This is a genomic window from Stenotrophomonas sp. TD3 (genome assembly GCF_001939825.1).
GTDB lineage: Bacteria > Pseudomonadota > Gammaproteobacteria > Xanthomonadales > Xanthomonadaceae > Stenotrophomonas.
The window spans coordinates 137,505-152,071 of sequence record NZ_MOYM01000003.1 but is presented as its reverse complement, the minus strand read 5'-3'; the positions used below and the strand labels follow the sequence as shown (position 1 = coordinate 152,071).

13 protein-coding genes, 1 tRNA gene and 1 pseudogene are annotated in these 14,567 nt (G+C 62.0%); 3 read left to right on the top strand and 12 right to left on the bottom strand.

The features are described from left to right. Window positions 1–83 precede the first annotated feature (83 nt). A complete protein-coding gene (locus BKE09_RS20110; protein WP_139319695.1) occupies window positions 84–866 on the bottom strand; it encodes a hypothetical protein in 783 nt (260 codons plus the stop codon). 139 nt (window positions 867–1,005) lie between these two features. Between BKE09_RS20110 and BKE09_RS23780 the strand changes: the two are divergent. After that, window positions 1,006–1,179 (top strand): annotated as a pseudogene (locus BKE09_RS23780) (GIY-YIG nuclease family protein); the annotation flags it as partial. Between the two features lie 272 nt (window positions 1,180–1,451). Here BKE09_RS23780 and BKE09_RS20100 read toward each other — a convergent pair. The 7 genes from BKE09_RS20100 to BKE09_RS20055 all read right to left on the bottom strand — a co-directional run bounded on the left by BKE09_RS20100 (window position 1,452) and on the right by BKE09_RS20055 (window position 9,786). Continuing rightward, window positions 1,452–3,626, bottom strand: a complete 2,175-nt coding sequence (locus tag BKE09_RS20100) for an AAA family ATPase (protein ID WP_240502955.1) — start codon at window positions 3,624–3,626, stop codon at window positions 1,452–1,454. A gap of 692 nt (window positions 3,627–4,318) precedes the next feature. Next, window positions 4,319–4,405, bottom strand: a tRNA-Tyr gene (locus BKE09_RS20090). Window positions 4,406–4,556: 151 nt separating this feature from the next. Next, window positions 4,557–4,760 carry a hypothetical protein gene (locus BKE09_RS20085; RefSeq protein ID WP_005410159.1) on the bottom strand — a complete coding sequence of 68 codons (204 nt, stop codon included), beginning with the start codon at window positions 4,758–4,760 and terminating at the stop codon, window positions 4,557–4,559. 137 nt (window positions 4,761–4,897) lie between these two features. After that, entirely contained in the window at window positions 4,898–5,422 is a 525-nt protein-coding gene (locus BKE09_RS20080) for a hypothetical protein (protein WP_075677529.1), read from the bottom strand. Window positions 5,423–5,509: 87 nt separating this feature from the next. After that, complete coding sequence (locus tag BKE09_RS20075) at window positions 5,510–8,518, bottom strand: TraM recognition domain-containing protein (protein WP_075677527.1); 3,009 nt, start codon at window positions 8,516–8,518, stop codon at window positions 5,510–5,512. Window positions 8,519–8,541: 23 nt separating this feature from the next. Beyond that, window positions 8,542–8,874: a hypothetical protein gene (locus BKE09_RS20070; protein WP_006375352.1), complete on the bottom strand. Its 333-nt coding sequence runs from the start codon at window positions 8,872–8,874 to the stop codon at window positions 8,542–8,544. Window positions 8,875–9,492: 618 nt separating this feature from the next. After that, complete coding sequence (locus BKE09_RS20055) at window positions 9,493–9,786, bottom strand: hypothetical protein (RefSeq protein ID WP_240502954.1); 294 nt, start codon at window positions 9,784–9,786, stop codon at window positions 9,493–9,495. Window positions 9,787–10,341: 555 nt separating this feature from the next. Between BKE09_RS20055 and BKE09_RS20045 the strand changes: the two genes are divergently transcribed. Continuing rightward, window positions 10,342–11,223 (top strand): HNH endonuclease signature motif containing protein, encoded by an 882-nt coding sequence (locus BKE09_RS20045; RefSeq protein ID WP_075677525.1) that lies wholly within the window; start codon window positions 10,342–10,344, stop codon window positions 11,221–11,223. Between the two features lie 224 nt (window positions 11,224–11,447). Here BKE09_RS20045 and BKE09_RS20040 read toward each other — a convergent pair whose 3' ends face one another. From BKE09_RS20040 to BKE09_RS23575, 4 genes are all read right to left on the bottom strand, one after another. Then, a complete protein-coding gene (locus tag BKE09_RS20040) occupies window positions 11,448–12,032 on the bottom strand; it encodes a hypothetical protein (protein ID WP_235646490.1) in 585 nt (194 codons plus the stop codon). A gap of 35 nt (window positions 12,033–12,067) precedes the next feature. After that, on the bottom strand, window positions 12,068–12,664 hold the full coding sequence (locus BKE09_RS20035) for a ParA family protein (protein WP_049463003.1): 597 nt from the start codon (window positions 12,662–12,664) through the stop codon (window positions 12,068–12,070). Between the two features lie 114 nt (window positions 12,665–12,778). Beyond that, a complete protein-coding gene (locus BKE09_RS20030) occupies window positions 12,779–13,243 on the bottom strand; it encodes a hypothetical protein (protein WP_049430686.1) in 465 nt (154 codons plus the stop codon). Further along, entirely contained in the window at window positions 13,234–13,407 is a 174-nt protein-coding gene (locus tag BKE09_RS23575; protein ID WP_156476632.1) for a hypothetical protein, read from the bottom strand. Before BKE09_RS23575 ends, BKE09_RS20030 begins: the two co-directional genes overlap by 10 nt. A 165-nt stretch (window positions 13,408–13,572) precedes the next feature. Here BKE09_RS23575 and BKE09_RS23660 point away from each other — a divergent pair, with 165 nt between their 5' ends. Beyond that, entirely contained in the window at window positions 13,573–14,544 is a 972-nt protein-coding gene (locus BKE09_RS23660; protein WP_075677523.1) for a type 4 pilus major pilin, read from the top strand. Window positions 14,545–14,567 lie beyond the last annotated feature (23 nt).

The following is a 14,567-nucleotide window of genomic DNA, read 5'->3' as shown; positions in this document are numbered from 1 at the left end:
CCCGGGTCGAGCCCGGGCTTTTCTTTGGAGCGCTGCTGCTATCCGCAGCGCCTCTGCTCCGGAAGAGTCGAAATCGCCTGAACCTAGCCCCGTCTTTTCTCCTTCGCCACGAAGGCTCCATCGGAGTGTAAAAGCGCGATAGTGCTTCCCTGGACGTGCTCTGGCCAAACCTGTCCTGGCAGGCCCACGAACTCCAGCGGAAGGCTCGCCTCTTGGTCTGGTTCGAACCCAGCGAACGGATCGAAGCTCCGTGGCTGCCAGTCCTCGAACTGGAACTCCCTGTTCCAGACCATTGCAAAGGCAAGCGGATAGGCCTTCAGGACATACACCGCCGAACTGCCCTTCCCTCCCAATACACAAAGCCCGAAGTCGCGAAGAACCGTTCTCCCGCTGTAGGGATACACCCAGTAGTGAAGCCGAACCTGGCGTAGAAGATCTGACCGGTCATCGAACAGGTGCTGGCTGTGGCGTTCTTCGTAGCGATTCAAGCCCACCGATGACATGTGGCCCAGAACTCCCCTTGCCACAAGCTGCGGCTGGATGCGGATGCTCTGGTAGTAGGTGACCTTGCTTCGATCGCGCAAGATCTCCGTTACCTCCCGGCTCATCGATACAAGCGCCTTGTCGTATCGAGAAAGCACCGAGCCGTTGCAGGTCCTGCAGATGCTCCTAAAGCAAACACCATTGGGCATCTTGTGGGACCGCGGCTTCTTCTCTCCACTGATTGCGTCGGCGACGCTGGACACCCTCAGAGCGATGCCTTGAGCCCACGCCTTGGGCGGCACGTGGTTTTCGGTCAGGTCGGTATCCTGCCCGCATATGTTGCAACGCCCCTTGGAAGGTCCAACCGGGAACTTAAAGGTCACTCGCACGCCCCATGCTCGCCATGAACTGCGAAGAGATTACACGCAAGCGACGTGTGGCCCCTCACGTCCTTCGCAGCGGGCTTGCCAACTTCAAATTCTGATCTATTCGTGAGTGGGTCGTTTTACTCACGGAGAGAGCATGACCCATCGCCACAACCTGGGACGCAGCGAGAAGTATCACGCCCTGCCCCGCACCCTTTACGCCCTGTTGTTCGACGACGGGGGATGCTACGTTGGTCAAAGCTCGAACCCGCAGCAGCGGGAGAAGCAGCACCGCTCCCCCAAAGGCGGCTGGCACCGTCCCTTCCGGTTCCATGCGCTGGAGGTGGTGACAGCCACCCGGGCGGAAACCGAGGCGTATGAGCAGGCGTGGCGGGTGAAGGCCTCCCGGGAGGGATGGCGCATCTACGCCAAGCCACCGGGGATCGTGGTCAACCCGCACCGGCGGGCCACGGCCCACGTGCGCGGGTTGGCCCACCAACGGCGGTGGCAGCTGGGAACACCGGTGAAAGCCCCCCCCCGAACGCGTGGGGTGGTGGCCATGGGTAGTGGTGGTGATCAGCGTGTTGGCGCTGGCCCGATGCGTCACCGGGTAAGCCTCATCTCGCGCCGTTCCGCGTTCGAGATTGGCACCTCGGTTTCGGATTTCAACCCGGCCAGCAGCGCTTCCACTTCTTGGACCAGGTTGCGCACCGGGTCCGCCTGCTTGCTGGACAGTCCCACGCTCAGCGCCATTTCCTTGTGCCGTTCGGTTCCCAGCCGTTCGGCCATGCGCTCCATCATCTCGTCGGTCGTATACATGCGGTAGCTGCCCTTGGTGAGGCGGGTGAACGCCACCAAGGCCGACTGCTGGTCGAGCATGCCCATGTTCGTGGCCAAGTGGTAAACCTCGGATTTTCCCTGTCCTTGCGCCTTGTGGACGGTCATGGCATACCGGTGGGCCAAGGCGTTGTGCTCGCTGGTGTTGAACTTCAGGATGCGCCCGTCCTCTTTCGGGTTCGAAGAGTCGATGCGCACCACCAGGTCGTAGCCACCGGATTTGTCCTTCCGGATGCTCTCCACCGTGCCCTCGGTGCCGTTGATGACGCCCAAATCGTTGTTGGTCGCCGTGAACATCACACGGTCGCGGCGTGAGAGCGTCAGGTCCTCCCATTGCCCTTTCACGATCGATCGGAAGGTGAACTCCTCTTTGTCCAGCACGCCTTGCTCCTGGAGCCCCTTCCGGATGCCCATGGTGAGGGCTTTGACTTCAGAGCGCGTGTGGGCCAAGACCAGCTTCTCGTCCATCGGCGTTTTGTCTTTCAAGTAATCGTCCACCAACGCCTTGATGGCCTGTCTTTCCGTTCCGAAGTCGTCGATGCAGTTGCGTTGCTTGAGGTTCTCCAGAATTTCTGTGCCCATGTCGATGGTGCCTTGGCGGCTGCGGTGCCCGCGGCGCATGTCCTTGACCTTCCCCTGGTGGTCCCGCTCGTAGAAGCTGTTGGCAGTGATCAGGTCACCGGCGTTCTTCTGCCGGCGGATCTCGGTCAGCTTCGTGTCGCCCAGGGCCATCTTCGCCAGCTCAAAGCCGTTGCCCGCGGCGATGGGCTGAAGCTGGTCACTGTCTCCCTGCATGACAAGCTTGGCACCCACCCCCTGGCAGTAGGTCATCAGCTTCAGGGTGTCATCGGTGGCCACCATGCCGGCTTCATCGAGCACCACCACATCTCTCTTCGTCAGCGCCACTTTGCCCTGACGCACCTGGGAAAAGAACTTCGCCACGGACATGCAGGGCATGCCGGACTCTTCTTCAAGCTTCTTGGCGGCCTTGCCACCGACTGCCAGCCCCATCAACCGCTTCCCTTCGGCTTCGAAGCACTGCTTGTAGACCTCAGCCACGGTGGTCTTGCCGGTCCCGGCCAACCCCGACATAACGCCGACACCTGCGGTTCCATGGGTCAAATGACCAATGGCAGCCTTCTGCTCTTCGGTAAGGGTGAACCCCTTTTGCTTCTCATACGCGGCGATCTCCCGGTCTACGGTGGAGCGGAACAGCTTCAGGTCCGTCTCGTTCTCCCGCTCCTTCGAGCGACGGATGATCTCGACTTCCCATTCGACCATCCAGGTGGCGCAGAAGCGATCCTCCCTGTGCTTGCGCGCCAACCGATTGCCCCGATCGTCTTCGTGGAGGTGTTCGGCTTTCACGCGCACCAGGTCGTCCTGCTCGGTGAACTCCTTCACCATTTGAAGGATTTGATTGGCGTCCTTCTGACCAGCGAATTCCATCCCCAGTTCCCGGACCAGGTCATGCTCGCAGAACATCGCCTCGTTCTCGTGCATGCGCTGCAAGACCTCGTCAAAGGTATGCGGGTCCAGGTGCTGACCTTGGGTCTGCTTGAGCGACTGGGTGGTCGGAACCAGATCAGGCCTTTCCTTAGCAATGTTGGCGAAGGTTTGCTGCCAGTCCTTGACCACCTGCTCGAACGGCGGTTCTTCCTTCTTTTTGCGAGTGGCCTTGCAGGCCTCGTCGTGGCTGGCGTCGGGGTGTTCTTTGACGTAGTCCACCAGACCACCTTTCAAAGCATCGGCGAAGCGGATGAGCGAGCCATCGGGATTCGGCAAGAGCCAGGCAACGCCCATGCTCCCCACGTAGGCCAAGCCAAAAACGAATGCACCGGCAAGAACGGCGCGGCGCCAGTATCGGACCGGCTGGGAAGGCGCAACGCTGCCGGGCACGTCACGGGTGCTTGTTACGTCTCCGAGAAGATCACTCTTCGCCATCGGCGTCACTCGCGGATGACAAAGAAATTGCCGCACACCCGCACGCAGCTGCCGGTCGCTTCGCGCCGGCTTCTAAAATCTAAAAGCCCGTTTGGAAGTGAATAACTCCGCCTTCGGCGCGATAGCGACAGGCCCGGGTGGGCACCACCGGCGTTAACCGTCACTGGCACCCGGCAAGGGTTGAGCCCTGGGCGAACCGCACGGCAGCTTTGACTGGGACACTGCCCCTATCCGCAACCATTTGCTTGCTACAAATCGTCCCGCACGAGTTCGAACGGGCACCCTCTCTGCCAAGGTGCTGTAAACCATCGGCTCGTCACGGTCTGCCAAGCGTCTCTCGTAAGCACGGACCAGATCCCGGGTGGAGGCCCGCTTGGGCGCGTCGAACCCCATGCGATGCAAGCCCCAGCGCAGGTCCACTTGCGGTGCCCCATCGTGCTCGCGCTGGCGCACCTGCCAAACCAGATCGCCCAACCGACCCTCAACAGGGGCAACGCTCAGGGCGTGGGCACGCGCCAACACTTGCGAATCGTGAAGGCCTTTGGATGCGCCGGCTTCGCGCGCGAGCGCGCCCGCCAAGGCCTCCGCTCGTTGGAGGCCCAGGGGACGCAAGAGGAGCAACAGGGATTCTTGGGTGTCCATCCCCATGGTTGTAGCGTTGAATCGCTGGCCGTCAAGCCAACACGCAGAAATGGTGGGTCAGGCAGGACTTGAACCTGCAGGGGAGTGAACCAGCAGTTTTACAGACTGCCCCGGCTTCGTTACCGGACTACTGACCCGATCGCTAAACGCTGTCGGGTGGGCCAAAGACGATCCAGCCCAACATGTAGAACATCAGCGCGGGGTAGAACCAGAAATCAAACCCCTCCCAGTCAAACCGGCGCCAACGCTTCCTGCACCTTGCACGCAGCTTGAGCCAGCGCCGGCTGCTCACCGGAAGGAACTCTGGACCACCACCCCGATGGTCACAAAGCCCGCCACCGCCATGGCCACCACTTTGAGCAGAACCGGAACGGCCGGGGGGTAGACGAGAACAGCCGCTGCGAAGGCCGCGGTCAGCAGGAACAAGCTGGTCAGCAGTGGAACCGCGTTTTCGAAAGCGAAGTCTTTGAGGGCATTGAACAACGTGGACATGGTGGCTCTCCTTTTGGCTTTATGAGTAGGTCTACCTACTCTTTACAAAACCAGTAAAGCACCATCAAACTGGACGTCAAGACGCAAAAATGCCCGATTCTGCGCAGAACCGGGCAGATTTGAACATCGATGAAAAATTACTGTCGGAAGACGTTCGGTTGGGCCTGCTTCTGGTGCTTCTCCCAATCGTAATTGGCAGCGTAGTCCTTCATGAAAGCCGCCTCCTTCAACGAACTGCGGGCGTAATCGGCGTATCCCAGGCGCCCAGGTCCGTTCTCCATCCGCTGCTCACGGGTCAACATGGGAGGGGTCTCCTCCCGCTGGGCCCCGCGTTGCTGCCGCCACTGCGCAACGGTCGCATGAACCACCTGTTCGTGCTTGTCGTCCGGCTTTGCATCACGAACGGCTTTGTCGGCCTCCTGGATCTTTGCCTGGAGCGCGGCGATCTGATCGGGCGAGGCCTTCTCTGCCCAATCCAGAACGCGCTGTCGGCGTTGCTCGATGGCGTCTTGGTCTTGGACCACGTTCTGCTCGAAGTCCGCCCGTGCCGCGCTGTCCTTCTGGGGCGGTGGGCGATCGCCCAGAAGCCGCTCGTTGCGCTGCGCCTGGAGTGCTCGCAGCTTGGTCATTTCTTCGATGGGTTGGGAAAGGGTGTCGCTCATGTTTGTTTCCTCCGCTGGGGTGAATGGGTTCACCGTTGATCAATCCGTGGCTTTGGCAAGGGGGGCGAGCCCCCTTGCCTATCCGCATCAATCCGCATCGGGCAGCAGCTCCGCCAAATCGATTCGCTTGATGCCGGCACGGTTCAGCGCCACGATGGCGTGACCACGGGGCTCAAGAAGGGCGGAGTATTCTTCCTGCAGGAAGAGCGGCTGCACCTCGCGCTTGCCCCCGGTGGGCATGTCAATGTCGCGCGCGATCTCGTCTTGGCCCAGCGTGTCCTCCGATCCAATCCGCCAGCGGCGGCCCGTCACGGCGTCGATGCGCGAGGCCGTCAATCGCCCGGCCCCTTCCATGCGCATCTTGTCGTAGGCGGACGCGTAGGCATGGTCCGGGTCGTTGAGCACTGAGTGGCGCCAATTGTTCATGCCGCCTTGGTAGTCGATGCCCCGGGTGCGCTGCTTGAAGGTGGTCAACGTGGCCTGCCCGAACCGCTTTTCCAGGTATTCGTGGGTGTTGTGCGAGCACTTCAGCGCGATCACCGATTGCATCGTGTTGGCCATCAGCTCCGCCTCGTTGACCGACCCAAAGGCGTTGACCAAGCTCTCAAAGCCTTGCGTTGCAAGCACGGGCATCAACCCCAGCGAGCGCGAAACGGAGAACAGGTTGATGTCATCGGCCGTCAACAGCAGGTGGGCCTCGTCCATCATTAGCATCACCTCGGTCTGGCCGGGCAGTGCTTCACGCCACTTGTCACCGAATGCACCACGCGCTTTGATTCCATTCATGACCCGCTGTTTGAGCAGGCGCATCATCATTTCACCCGCTTCACCGAATTGGGTCGGGGGCAAGAAGAGGCCTACCATGGCTCCATAGAGCGCGTCGGACACGTCCACCTCGCCCGTCTCAATCGAATGCCAAGGCATGTCCGTCTTGCTGTCACGCAGCTTTTCGCCTCGCAAGAGCTTCTCCAGCAGCCCTCTCGAGTTGAGCGTGAACGATTGCCTCTGTTCCGGATGCATCGCGGGAATCTCCTGGAACGCCCATTCCAGCGAGCTCTGCAGCTGAGACATGGGACGGAAGAGGTCTGGATGGATGGTTTCGGGAGCGTTGTCCTGACGAAGGCGGTGCTGCTGCAGGTAGGCCGCATAGGCCAGCCGCCCCTCTTCGTCATGGCTCGTGTCCGCCTCTTCCAGGCCCAAGTATTTCACCACCTCCATCAGCTTTGCATTGGCACGAGGCGCGGGGCTGGCGGGAATCACGCGTTCCACAATGGACAACAACTTGATGTGGTGGAATGGCGTGTAATGCCATTGCCTGTCGTCGCTCACCGGGATTCGATGGATGGCGATCTGCTCGGCGATCCGCTCGAGCAATGCCTCAGTCTCGGCCCCGTCCTCGCCCAGCTTGCGCTGTTTGACCAGCTCAAGCTCCGCGTTCATCTGTGCACGCTCCAACCCTTCCAGCTTGGCCGAGCACCAGGACCTGTAAGCCATCTCGTGATCCACGAGCGCACGAAGGATGATGCCGGTGTGGTAAAGGAATGCATCACCACCATCCGTCCAAAGCTTGGATTTCTCGTCCACGCGCCCACCGGATGCGCCGCGCAATGCCCGCACGATCTGATCCGGCGCCAACCCTTCGTATGGTGCCACCCGCATCCCGGGTTTGACGACGATATCGAACAATCCTTCCAAGTCCGAGATGATCGCCCCGTCTTTGCCGTCAGCGACGAGTGCACCGCCGGCCTTGCCATTCTTGCCCCGCTTACGAGCGATGGCCTCAGCCGTTCGGCGGTAACGACGGGCCACTGGGCGCATGAGGCTGTAAGACTTGCCCGAGCCAATGGCGCCATAGATGATCAACCCTTGGGTCAGGTCTCTCCACGACATCATCATGACCGTGCCCAAGTCGGGTGAGTAGCCATAGCCCTTGTCGGACAGGTGCCCCGTGGCGCGCCCAATGGTGATCAGCGGGGTCTTGTCTCGCAGGGCCGCCTCGGCTTGCTGCTCTCGCGCCTTGACGTGTGAGTTGATCAACGCCCCCTGGGTGGCCAGGTTGTTGTCGTTGTTCTGTAGGTAGAGCCGGGCGGCGTTTTGGACAAAGTTGCCTTCGGCGTATTGCATCGCATACATGCAGGCCAACACGTAAGGTGCCGCCTCGCCCAAGCCAAACGGCAGGACCTTGGCGACAACCAAGGCGGCAAAGATGAGGCCCACCCACTTCATCGCTTGAATGAAGCGCGCGGCCGTCCCGCCAATGACGCCCCGGTGCGGGCGCGAGGCTGCCGCCACAAAGCAAACAACAAACAGGATGCCGACCAAGCCAAAGGCCCACCACAGGTAGGTCTTGGCCATCTGGGCATACACAGCCATGCCGCCGGCTTGCATTGCCACCTCGGTGCCGCCCTTGCTGTCGCCGACCATGAACTGAAGCGCCATCGGAACCCACTGCAACAGCACCAATGCCTTCAGCGCCTCCTTCATGCCCTCGCCTTGCTTGAGGGCAATGAAATAAGGAATGGTCAGCATGAGAGCTATCACGCTTGCCCCACCAATCCGGACGAAGCTTTCCAGCGTCGAGGCGGCCTCTAGCTTGGTCCAACCCATAGATACGATCAGGCTCACCAGGAAGGTTGCCAGAACGCCGATCACGGGGAAGGCGAGATACATCAAGGGAGTGGCCAGGCTGTCGCCGCCCTGCCCCATGTCGTTGCCCTGCAAGAAGCCCTCGGCACGCCGCCCACGCTTCGTCGTGATGATCCGCGATTGGGTGTCGCGCAGATCCTCCGGAACCTTCGGCCACCACTCCTGGAACTCGTCCTCGCTGCGTCCTTCGGGCACTTTGAACACCTGGGCGTTGTCGTCCCAGACTGCGCCGCATTCCTTCGCGAAATCCCGATCAGCCTCCGGCACATCGAGCTCTCGGCTGCGAACGCGATCGGTCACGTCAAAGCGCCCCACGAGGTTTTCATACTCCTCGTTGGACTTGACGATGATTTCTTCCTTCACGCTCGAAGGCTCGCCGCTCTTCCGTCGGAACTTGCGGCCCAAGCCGCTCGTCCAGTCCAGCACGTTGAATAAACTGATTGCTGCCATCTCTGTTTCCCTCCCCTGTCAAATCAACGAAGCCAATGCGCCAAGACGGCAAGCACCAAGCAAAGCGGCGCGCACGCCAGGAAGCCCGCTTTGGCCACCCAGCGCTCTGCGACCTGCTCAACCTTGCTTGCGTAGAGCCGATCCTTGGTCCATGCCTCATACGCGGCGTCGTCTCTGACCGGAGGCCTGCGATCGGCGCGCAAGTAGTAGAAAGTGCGGCGGACGCCTTCGCTCAGGTGGCCCATGCCAAACGATTCAGGGCTGCCGAGGAACAAGCGCCCGTGCAGGTTCAGCCACTTTGAGCCGAAGTGAAGTTTTCCGGGTTCCCGGTATTGCGTGAACAGCCACTTGAACATGTCTCTCCTCTATTCGTGAGTAGGTCACTTCTTTCTAGATCGAATCCGCGGATGCGCAAGGGGATCAGTCGATCCCCGACTTCTTTGCCCAAGCGTCCAGGTCTGCGTTGGCTTTTTGCTGCCAGTCGTTCCGCGGTTCGGCGGCGGGTGCGGGGGCCTTCCTCGGCAACGGGGCAGTCGCACGTTTCGGCGAAGGCATTGGCTGGGGCGCAATTGGCGCTGTCGTCGTTACCGGGGGAGTGGCGACCGGCTCTGGCTTCTCGATCGCAGGCTCTGGCTCGGCCTGCTCTGGAAGCACTGCTGGAGCAGGCACAACCACGGGGGCTTCCACCACCTCGGGCAACCGCTCTGGAACAGCCGGAGTAGCAACCGGTGCCACGGGAGGCCTTGTCTTTCTTGCCCGTGAGCAAGGCGATGGCTCCGCCAGCCACGCAACCGATGCCACCGGCTTTGAACAGACGCTTCTTGTCGGCCTTGGGCTTGCCATCGTCCTCCGCGGCATGGACCGCATCAGGGGCAGCCTGGGCGGAAACCTGAAGCGGCATGAACGCCGCCAGGCAGAGAGTGAGAGGAACGGAAAAACGGTTCATGGGATGGATCTCCTGCTGTGGGGGAAAGTTAGGTGCGTGGAGCAGTCATGGGTCCGGTTGCGGGCACCTTGGCCGCACCAGAACCTTTGGGAGAGGGTTGCGAGAGGGCCGCCGTCACGACCTTGCGAAGCGCTTCTTCGTAGCGCTGAATGGCGCTGTCCTGCTCCGCCTTCGTTTCGTCTCGCAACCGCCGCAGGTCCTCTTGGAGCGCACTGCGAAACAGCGCGTTCTCTTCCCGCAGATCGTCGATGAGGCGCTCCAGCTGGCCACTGGCCCAGCGTCCCGATCTCACGCGGAACGACTTGGCCGCGCTCTTGCGCAACGTGCACCGGGGCGAATGGCTGGAACACCCCGAGGTGGTGGCCTTCCTGGTGACGGAAGAAGTTTTTCAATCAGCGGTGTGGCAACTGATTGCCCTCCACGCGTTGGTCATTCCCCTGCCTTTGGGGACTGCTCCCCCTCCCGACCGCACCTTTGAGAACCGGTGGATGGCCCGATATCCAAGCCTGAGCCAGATCCGATGGCGGCGACAGGGCGCGCACGAAACACCCTGGCCCAGCCAGGGCAAAGACCATGTCCCGGCTTACAGCGACAAGCCCAACGCGGTTCGCATGCGAACCCAGCGTCAAGCCACACGTGAGGGGGAAACGAAGGCCCAGTGGTTGGAAGCAAGGCGGCGTTTGGCGAAGCGAGACGCGGGCGTGGCAAGTGGGACGCTGAGGGCATGGTTGCCCGGGGAGCGGGCAGCCATGCAGGCCGATGTGGACGATCTAGCGTCGTCGTGGTTGGAGGCCCGCCAGCGGAAAGTGCAAGGCCGCTCTCAGCGGCCGTGATCCACTACCATTAGCTTCGCACCCAACCTCGAACACCATCCGGCATGGAAAGCGAAAAGGAACGCATCGCCAAGTGGCGGGCGGAGAAACAACGACGACGCCACGAAGAGAAGAGCCAAGCCGCCACGCGGACCTACAGAAGCCTGTTTGCCATCGATGACGATGAGCTGACCGATCCGCCCGAGCTTAAGGAATACTTGGTCCGGCAGAACCTAGCCAAGGGCAACCTCGCCCGCCGGATGAGCAGCGGTGAGGTCCAGTTGGCGCTGAACACCTGGGGCTTGGACGAACTGAACCAGCTTTGGAGCATGCGCCGAGAGAAGCTCACTTACCTCGAAGACGCCGCCCTCCTGTTGGCCCACATCCGACACCGATCCGGCATTGACCCACAGCTGCGCCCGGCGGCAGAGCTGCTTGGATACGATGCCATCCAAGCACTCCTGGGAGTGCTGGAAGAGAGCGGGCGGTTGGCAGTGGAACAGGCACTGCCCCCGGCGGCGGAAGCCGTCGTGGCCGAGGGCAAGCGGGTGGAACAAGTCCTTCGGGTGATCCGAGAGGGCCAAGCCGAGTTTCGTAAACGCATAGTCGCTCACTACGGAGCCGTGTGCATGGTCACCGGGACCGCCTTGGCAAGCGTCATCGACGCCGCTCACATCGTCCCCTACAACGGGGCAGCCACCAATGCTTTGAGCAATGGCTTACTGCTACGGAAGGACATCCACGCGTTGTTCGATGCAGGCCTGTTAACCATCGGGCCGGACCTGGTCGTTTACGTCAGCGCGGGGGTGGACGATCCGTTCTACCGTTCGCTGGACGGAAAGGAGCTCTCGCTGGACGCTCCGCCCAAGATGTCCAAAGAGGCCCTGCGGCGGCGACTGGCGGGCAATGAATCGTCCGAACTGGAGGTTGCCAGCCTTCCCCAATGAGCCGACCCAAAGCTCCGGCTGATCGGACAAATCGAACCATTGCTCATGATAGAAACGCCCTCCGCGTGGATCCGGAAGTTCAATCAACGGTTCTCCGCGCCGTAGGCGTATGCCTGCTCCCGCCAGGGGACGCTTTTTTAGCTGCTTTTGTTCTGCCCACGGGCTGATCCACAGCTACAAGAAAGCGGCTATGGCCGCTTTCTTCGTTCCCCTGTTTGTGAGGGTCAGTAGATCTTTCCGTTCTTGCTCATCCCCAGATTCCGCACCGCCACCCTGGCGGCCTTGCGGTCCTCCGCGTGTTCGTCCTCGGGCGAGCTCACGATCAACAGCGTCTTATCCTGGATGAGCGACGCCGCGGCGTAGTCGGCCAACGCCACCATGGCGGTCGTCAACGCGACTTCACTGCCGGCGCCTTCCGAATCGTCGAAGCCAAACAGCTTGGCGATGTTCTCGCGGAGTTTTGGCGGGATGGTCACCATGGCCCGGTGGTGGCGCAGCCCGTCCTCCCGACGGCGGTAGTCATGGAGGGTGACCGATCGGGGCATGACCATGTGAACCCGCTTTCCTCCGACGCTGCCCGCCTTCTGGCTGTCGTCGTAGTCAAAGTAGGACTTGCGCTCCGGGTAGTCGCCCGGCCCCAGCAACAAATGCTCCGGGATGTGGGCAACAGGCAGGCTGTCTGCTTTGCTGGCCCGGCGGGGCTTGGCATGGGTCACGTCCTTGACGTCGTCCAACGTGCGCTTGGCCGCCTTCTTCGCCGCGGCCTTCTTGGTGGCAGCCTTCTTGGCAGGAGCTTTGCGAGTGGCCATGAGTGGATCTGGGAGGGAAACCAAGGGAAGCTCCATCATGCCGCAGCCCTCCGGCCTGCACCAGCAGCCAGGATGTCGCGCACCCGGACCGCCAAGGCGTGGATCTCCTCCTGGGCCACCCGGGCCCAGCGGCCGTTGGCGTCGAACACGGTCTTTCCCTCCTCGTAGCAGTCCGCAAACAACGCACGATCCCGCACCAGCATGGCGCCCGACATCTTGGGGTGCTCCAGGCGACGTCGATGGGCTGCCCGCCTCTCGTTGGCCCGGTTGGCGATGGGCAGGTAACGCTTTCCCTTCTTTTCAAGAACATCCACGGTTCGCAGGAAGATGAGGAAGCTGGCCCCGTCGAGCAACGTCGGCACCAGGTAGAGGTCCGCCTCGGGAATCACCTCGTTGTCCGGCAGACGCGGCGGGGTGTCGGTGATCTCCACGTCGAAGCCAGGGGAGCGCGATCGCCCGACACTGAACGGTGTTTCGTCCGACAGTGAGGCAAACGCGCAGGCCCCGCCTTGGGGGTCCCGGTCATTGACCAGCACACGCAGGCTGGGGTCACGGGCATAGCACCCGGCTAGATTCAGGGCCAGCGTCGTGCGGCCGACGCCACCCTTGAGTGAGAAGTTGCACAGTCGCATAGGACATCCTTTCGTGAGTAGATAGGGGTTCCTATCGAATCTACCCCGACGCTGCCATAGCGCAAGTGCATGTTTTTGCAACCCTTTCGGGCCGTTCAGCCCTTGGATTATTTTCTATCCTTCCGACAAGGCGGCTGGACGACGGCAGTCCCACCGCAGCGTGTGGGCGGTGTTTGACGCCGAGCAATGCAGATCGAACGGCTGAGAGGCCATCCATGCTTTGACAGACGGTGGCGCAGCGCCATGCAGTGCTTCGATGATCGTCCAGCGTTGTTTTGCCGGACCGAACTCCGCGAACACGTCCGCTCCGGCTTCAGCCAGCATTCCAGCCATCTTGTCGTAGCACTGTCGCTTGGCCGGGTCATCCTGGTTCACGTGCCACGCCATGCAAGCGACGTGGAAAGCGGTGATTCCGTTGGGCCCCACCGGGTGGTCCAAGGACGGGAAAGCCGTCAGGCCCCTCCACGCCTTCAGACGTGCCTCGCGGATGGCCGCAATGGTTCTCTTCAAAGCCTGTGGGTTGCGGTGCTCGATGGCATCCAGAAGCCGTTGAGCACGCCGGTCTGTGGTCATTTCCATTTCAGCTCCTTGCGCAGCTGGCGCTCGAAGTGGCGTTGCTCGCGCGCCAGGCGGGCTTGCCGGCGAAGCTTGCCTTCGGGCAGGAACGCGGGAACCGTGGGAGGGATGTGCGCGAAAGGAAGGCCAGCAATAAGGCGGGACAAGTTGGCGGGGCTTTCAATCATGGTGGCGGTCTCTTGGGTTGTTTGGAGCTACGTTCGTGAGTAGGTCGCCCCACTCACTTGACCTCATGCGACCAGATCGCCGAGCAATGTCAAGATGAAAAATCGATCTTTTTTTGACTAAAAACAGGGGCTTGCGGAATCCCAGGTGCATCGCATGCTGAGTGCATGACGCACACAACCCGCCCCCGTTGTTCGCCCACCCTCACCCGCCTTTCCAAGGGCGTGCGCAGCGCGCTGGGCTTCACCCTCACCGAGGCCTTGCTTGCGCTCGGGGCCGTGACCGCCGCCACGGGCGCGATGTTCCTGTTCTTTGGCCAGGTCGATGCAAAGGCCAAGGTGGGCAGCGAGACGCGCAACCTGCGCGAGCTGTCCCGTCGTATCGAAAACAGTTTTGGGGTGGTGGGAACGTTCCGCGGGGTGAGCACCACCGCCGTGGTGGTCGATGGCCTGGCCCCCGAATCCCAACTCGGCATCGGGGAAAGCGTCTTGACCAACGCGTGGGGCGGGGCGGTAAACGTCCAGCCCTACACGGTCGATCGCTTCGGTGATTCGTTTTCCGTGAGCTACGCCGGCCTTCCTCGTCAAGCGTGCGTGGACCTAGTCGCGGCCAACGCGGGCGGGGTGTGGGACGCTCAGGTATCGGACGTGTCGGTGATTCGAAACACCGGCGGCCAGCTCGACGTGGGATTGCTGGGCCGCACCTGCGCTGACAAATCGCGCGTGGTCTTCGTCTACCACAGCGGATTGCTGGGGGGCGAATGGACCGGGGCGCCGCTGGTGTTGCCGCCCGCCACGCCCTCGGTCACCCCACCCGTTTCTCCGCCCGTGGGAACCCCGGTGGGGCCTGTGGGACCGGTGCCACCTTCCACGCCGGTGTCGCCCCCAACCGCGCCGCCGCCCAGCGTTCCGCCCACGACGCCCCCACCGGTCACGCCGCCCGCTCCCCCGGTGAGCGTGACGCCTCCGGCTCCGCCCACTTCACCGCCGGTCACGCCGCCACCGCCAACAAGCACGGTGCCGCCGTGCCAGGAGTGGAGCGAGAACCGGCCGATCGCCTGCCCCTCAGGCCAGGTGGGCCAGGTGTTCCAGAACCGCCGTCATCACTGCGGAACCGACCCAAACGTTTACGAAGCGTGACCACCTGCGGCGGCTTCTGGGCT

Bases quoted from the DNA above. Each gene is read 5' to 3' on its own strand.
- BKE09_RS20045 (WP_075677525.1), top strand. From the start codon at position 10,342: ATGGAAAGCGAAAAGGAACGCATCGCCAAGTGGCGGGCGGAGAAACAA.
- BKE09_RS20085 (WP_005410159.1), bottom strand. From the start codon at position 4,760: ATGTCCACGTTGTTCAATGCCCTCAAAGACTTCGCTTTCGAAAACGCG.
- BKE09_RS20040 (WP_235646490.1), bottom strand. From the start codon at position 12,032: ATGGCCACTCGCAAAGCTCCTGCCAAGAAGGCTGCCACCAAGAAGGCC.
- BKE09_RS23660 (WP_075677523.1), top strand. From the start codon at position 13,573: ATGACGCACACAACCCGCCCCCGTTGTTCGCCCACCCTCACCCGCCTT.
- BKE09_RS20070 (WP_006375352.1), bottom strand. From the start codon at position 8,874: ATGTTCAAGTGGCTGTTCACGCAATACCGGGAACCCGGAAAACTTCAC.
- BKE09_RS20030 (WP_049430686.1), bottom strand. From the start codon at position 13,243: ATGGAAATGACCACAGACCGGCGTGCTCAACGGCTTCTGGATGCCATC.
- BKE09_RS20035 (WP_049463003.1), bottom strand. From the start codon at position 12,664: ATGCGACTGTGCAACTTCTCACTCAAGGGTGGCGTCGGCCGCACGACG.
- BKE09_RS20100 (WP_240502955.1), bottom strand. From the start codon at position 3,626: ATGGCGAAGAGTGATCTTCTCGGAGACGTAACAAGCACCCGTGACGTG.
- BKE09_RS20075 (WP_075677527.1), bottom strand. From the start codon at position 8,518: ATGGCAGCAATCAGTTTATTCAACGTGCTGGACTGGACGAGCGGCTTG.
- BKE09_RS23575 (WP_156476632.1), bottom strand. From the start codon at position 13,407: ATGATTGAAAGCCCCGCCAACTTGTCCCGCCTTATTGCTGGCCTTCCT.
- BKE09_RS20080 (WP_075677529.1), bottom strand. From the start codon at position 5,422: ATGAGCGACACCCTTTCCCAACCCATCGAAGAAATGACCAAGCTGCGA.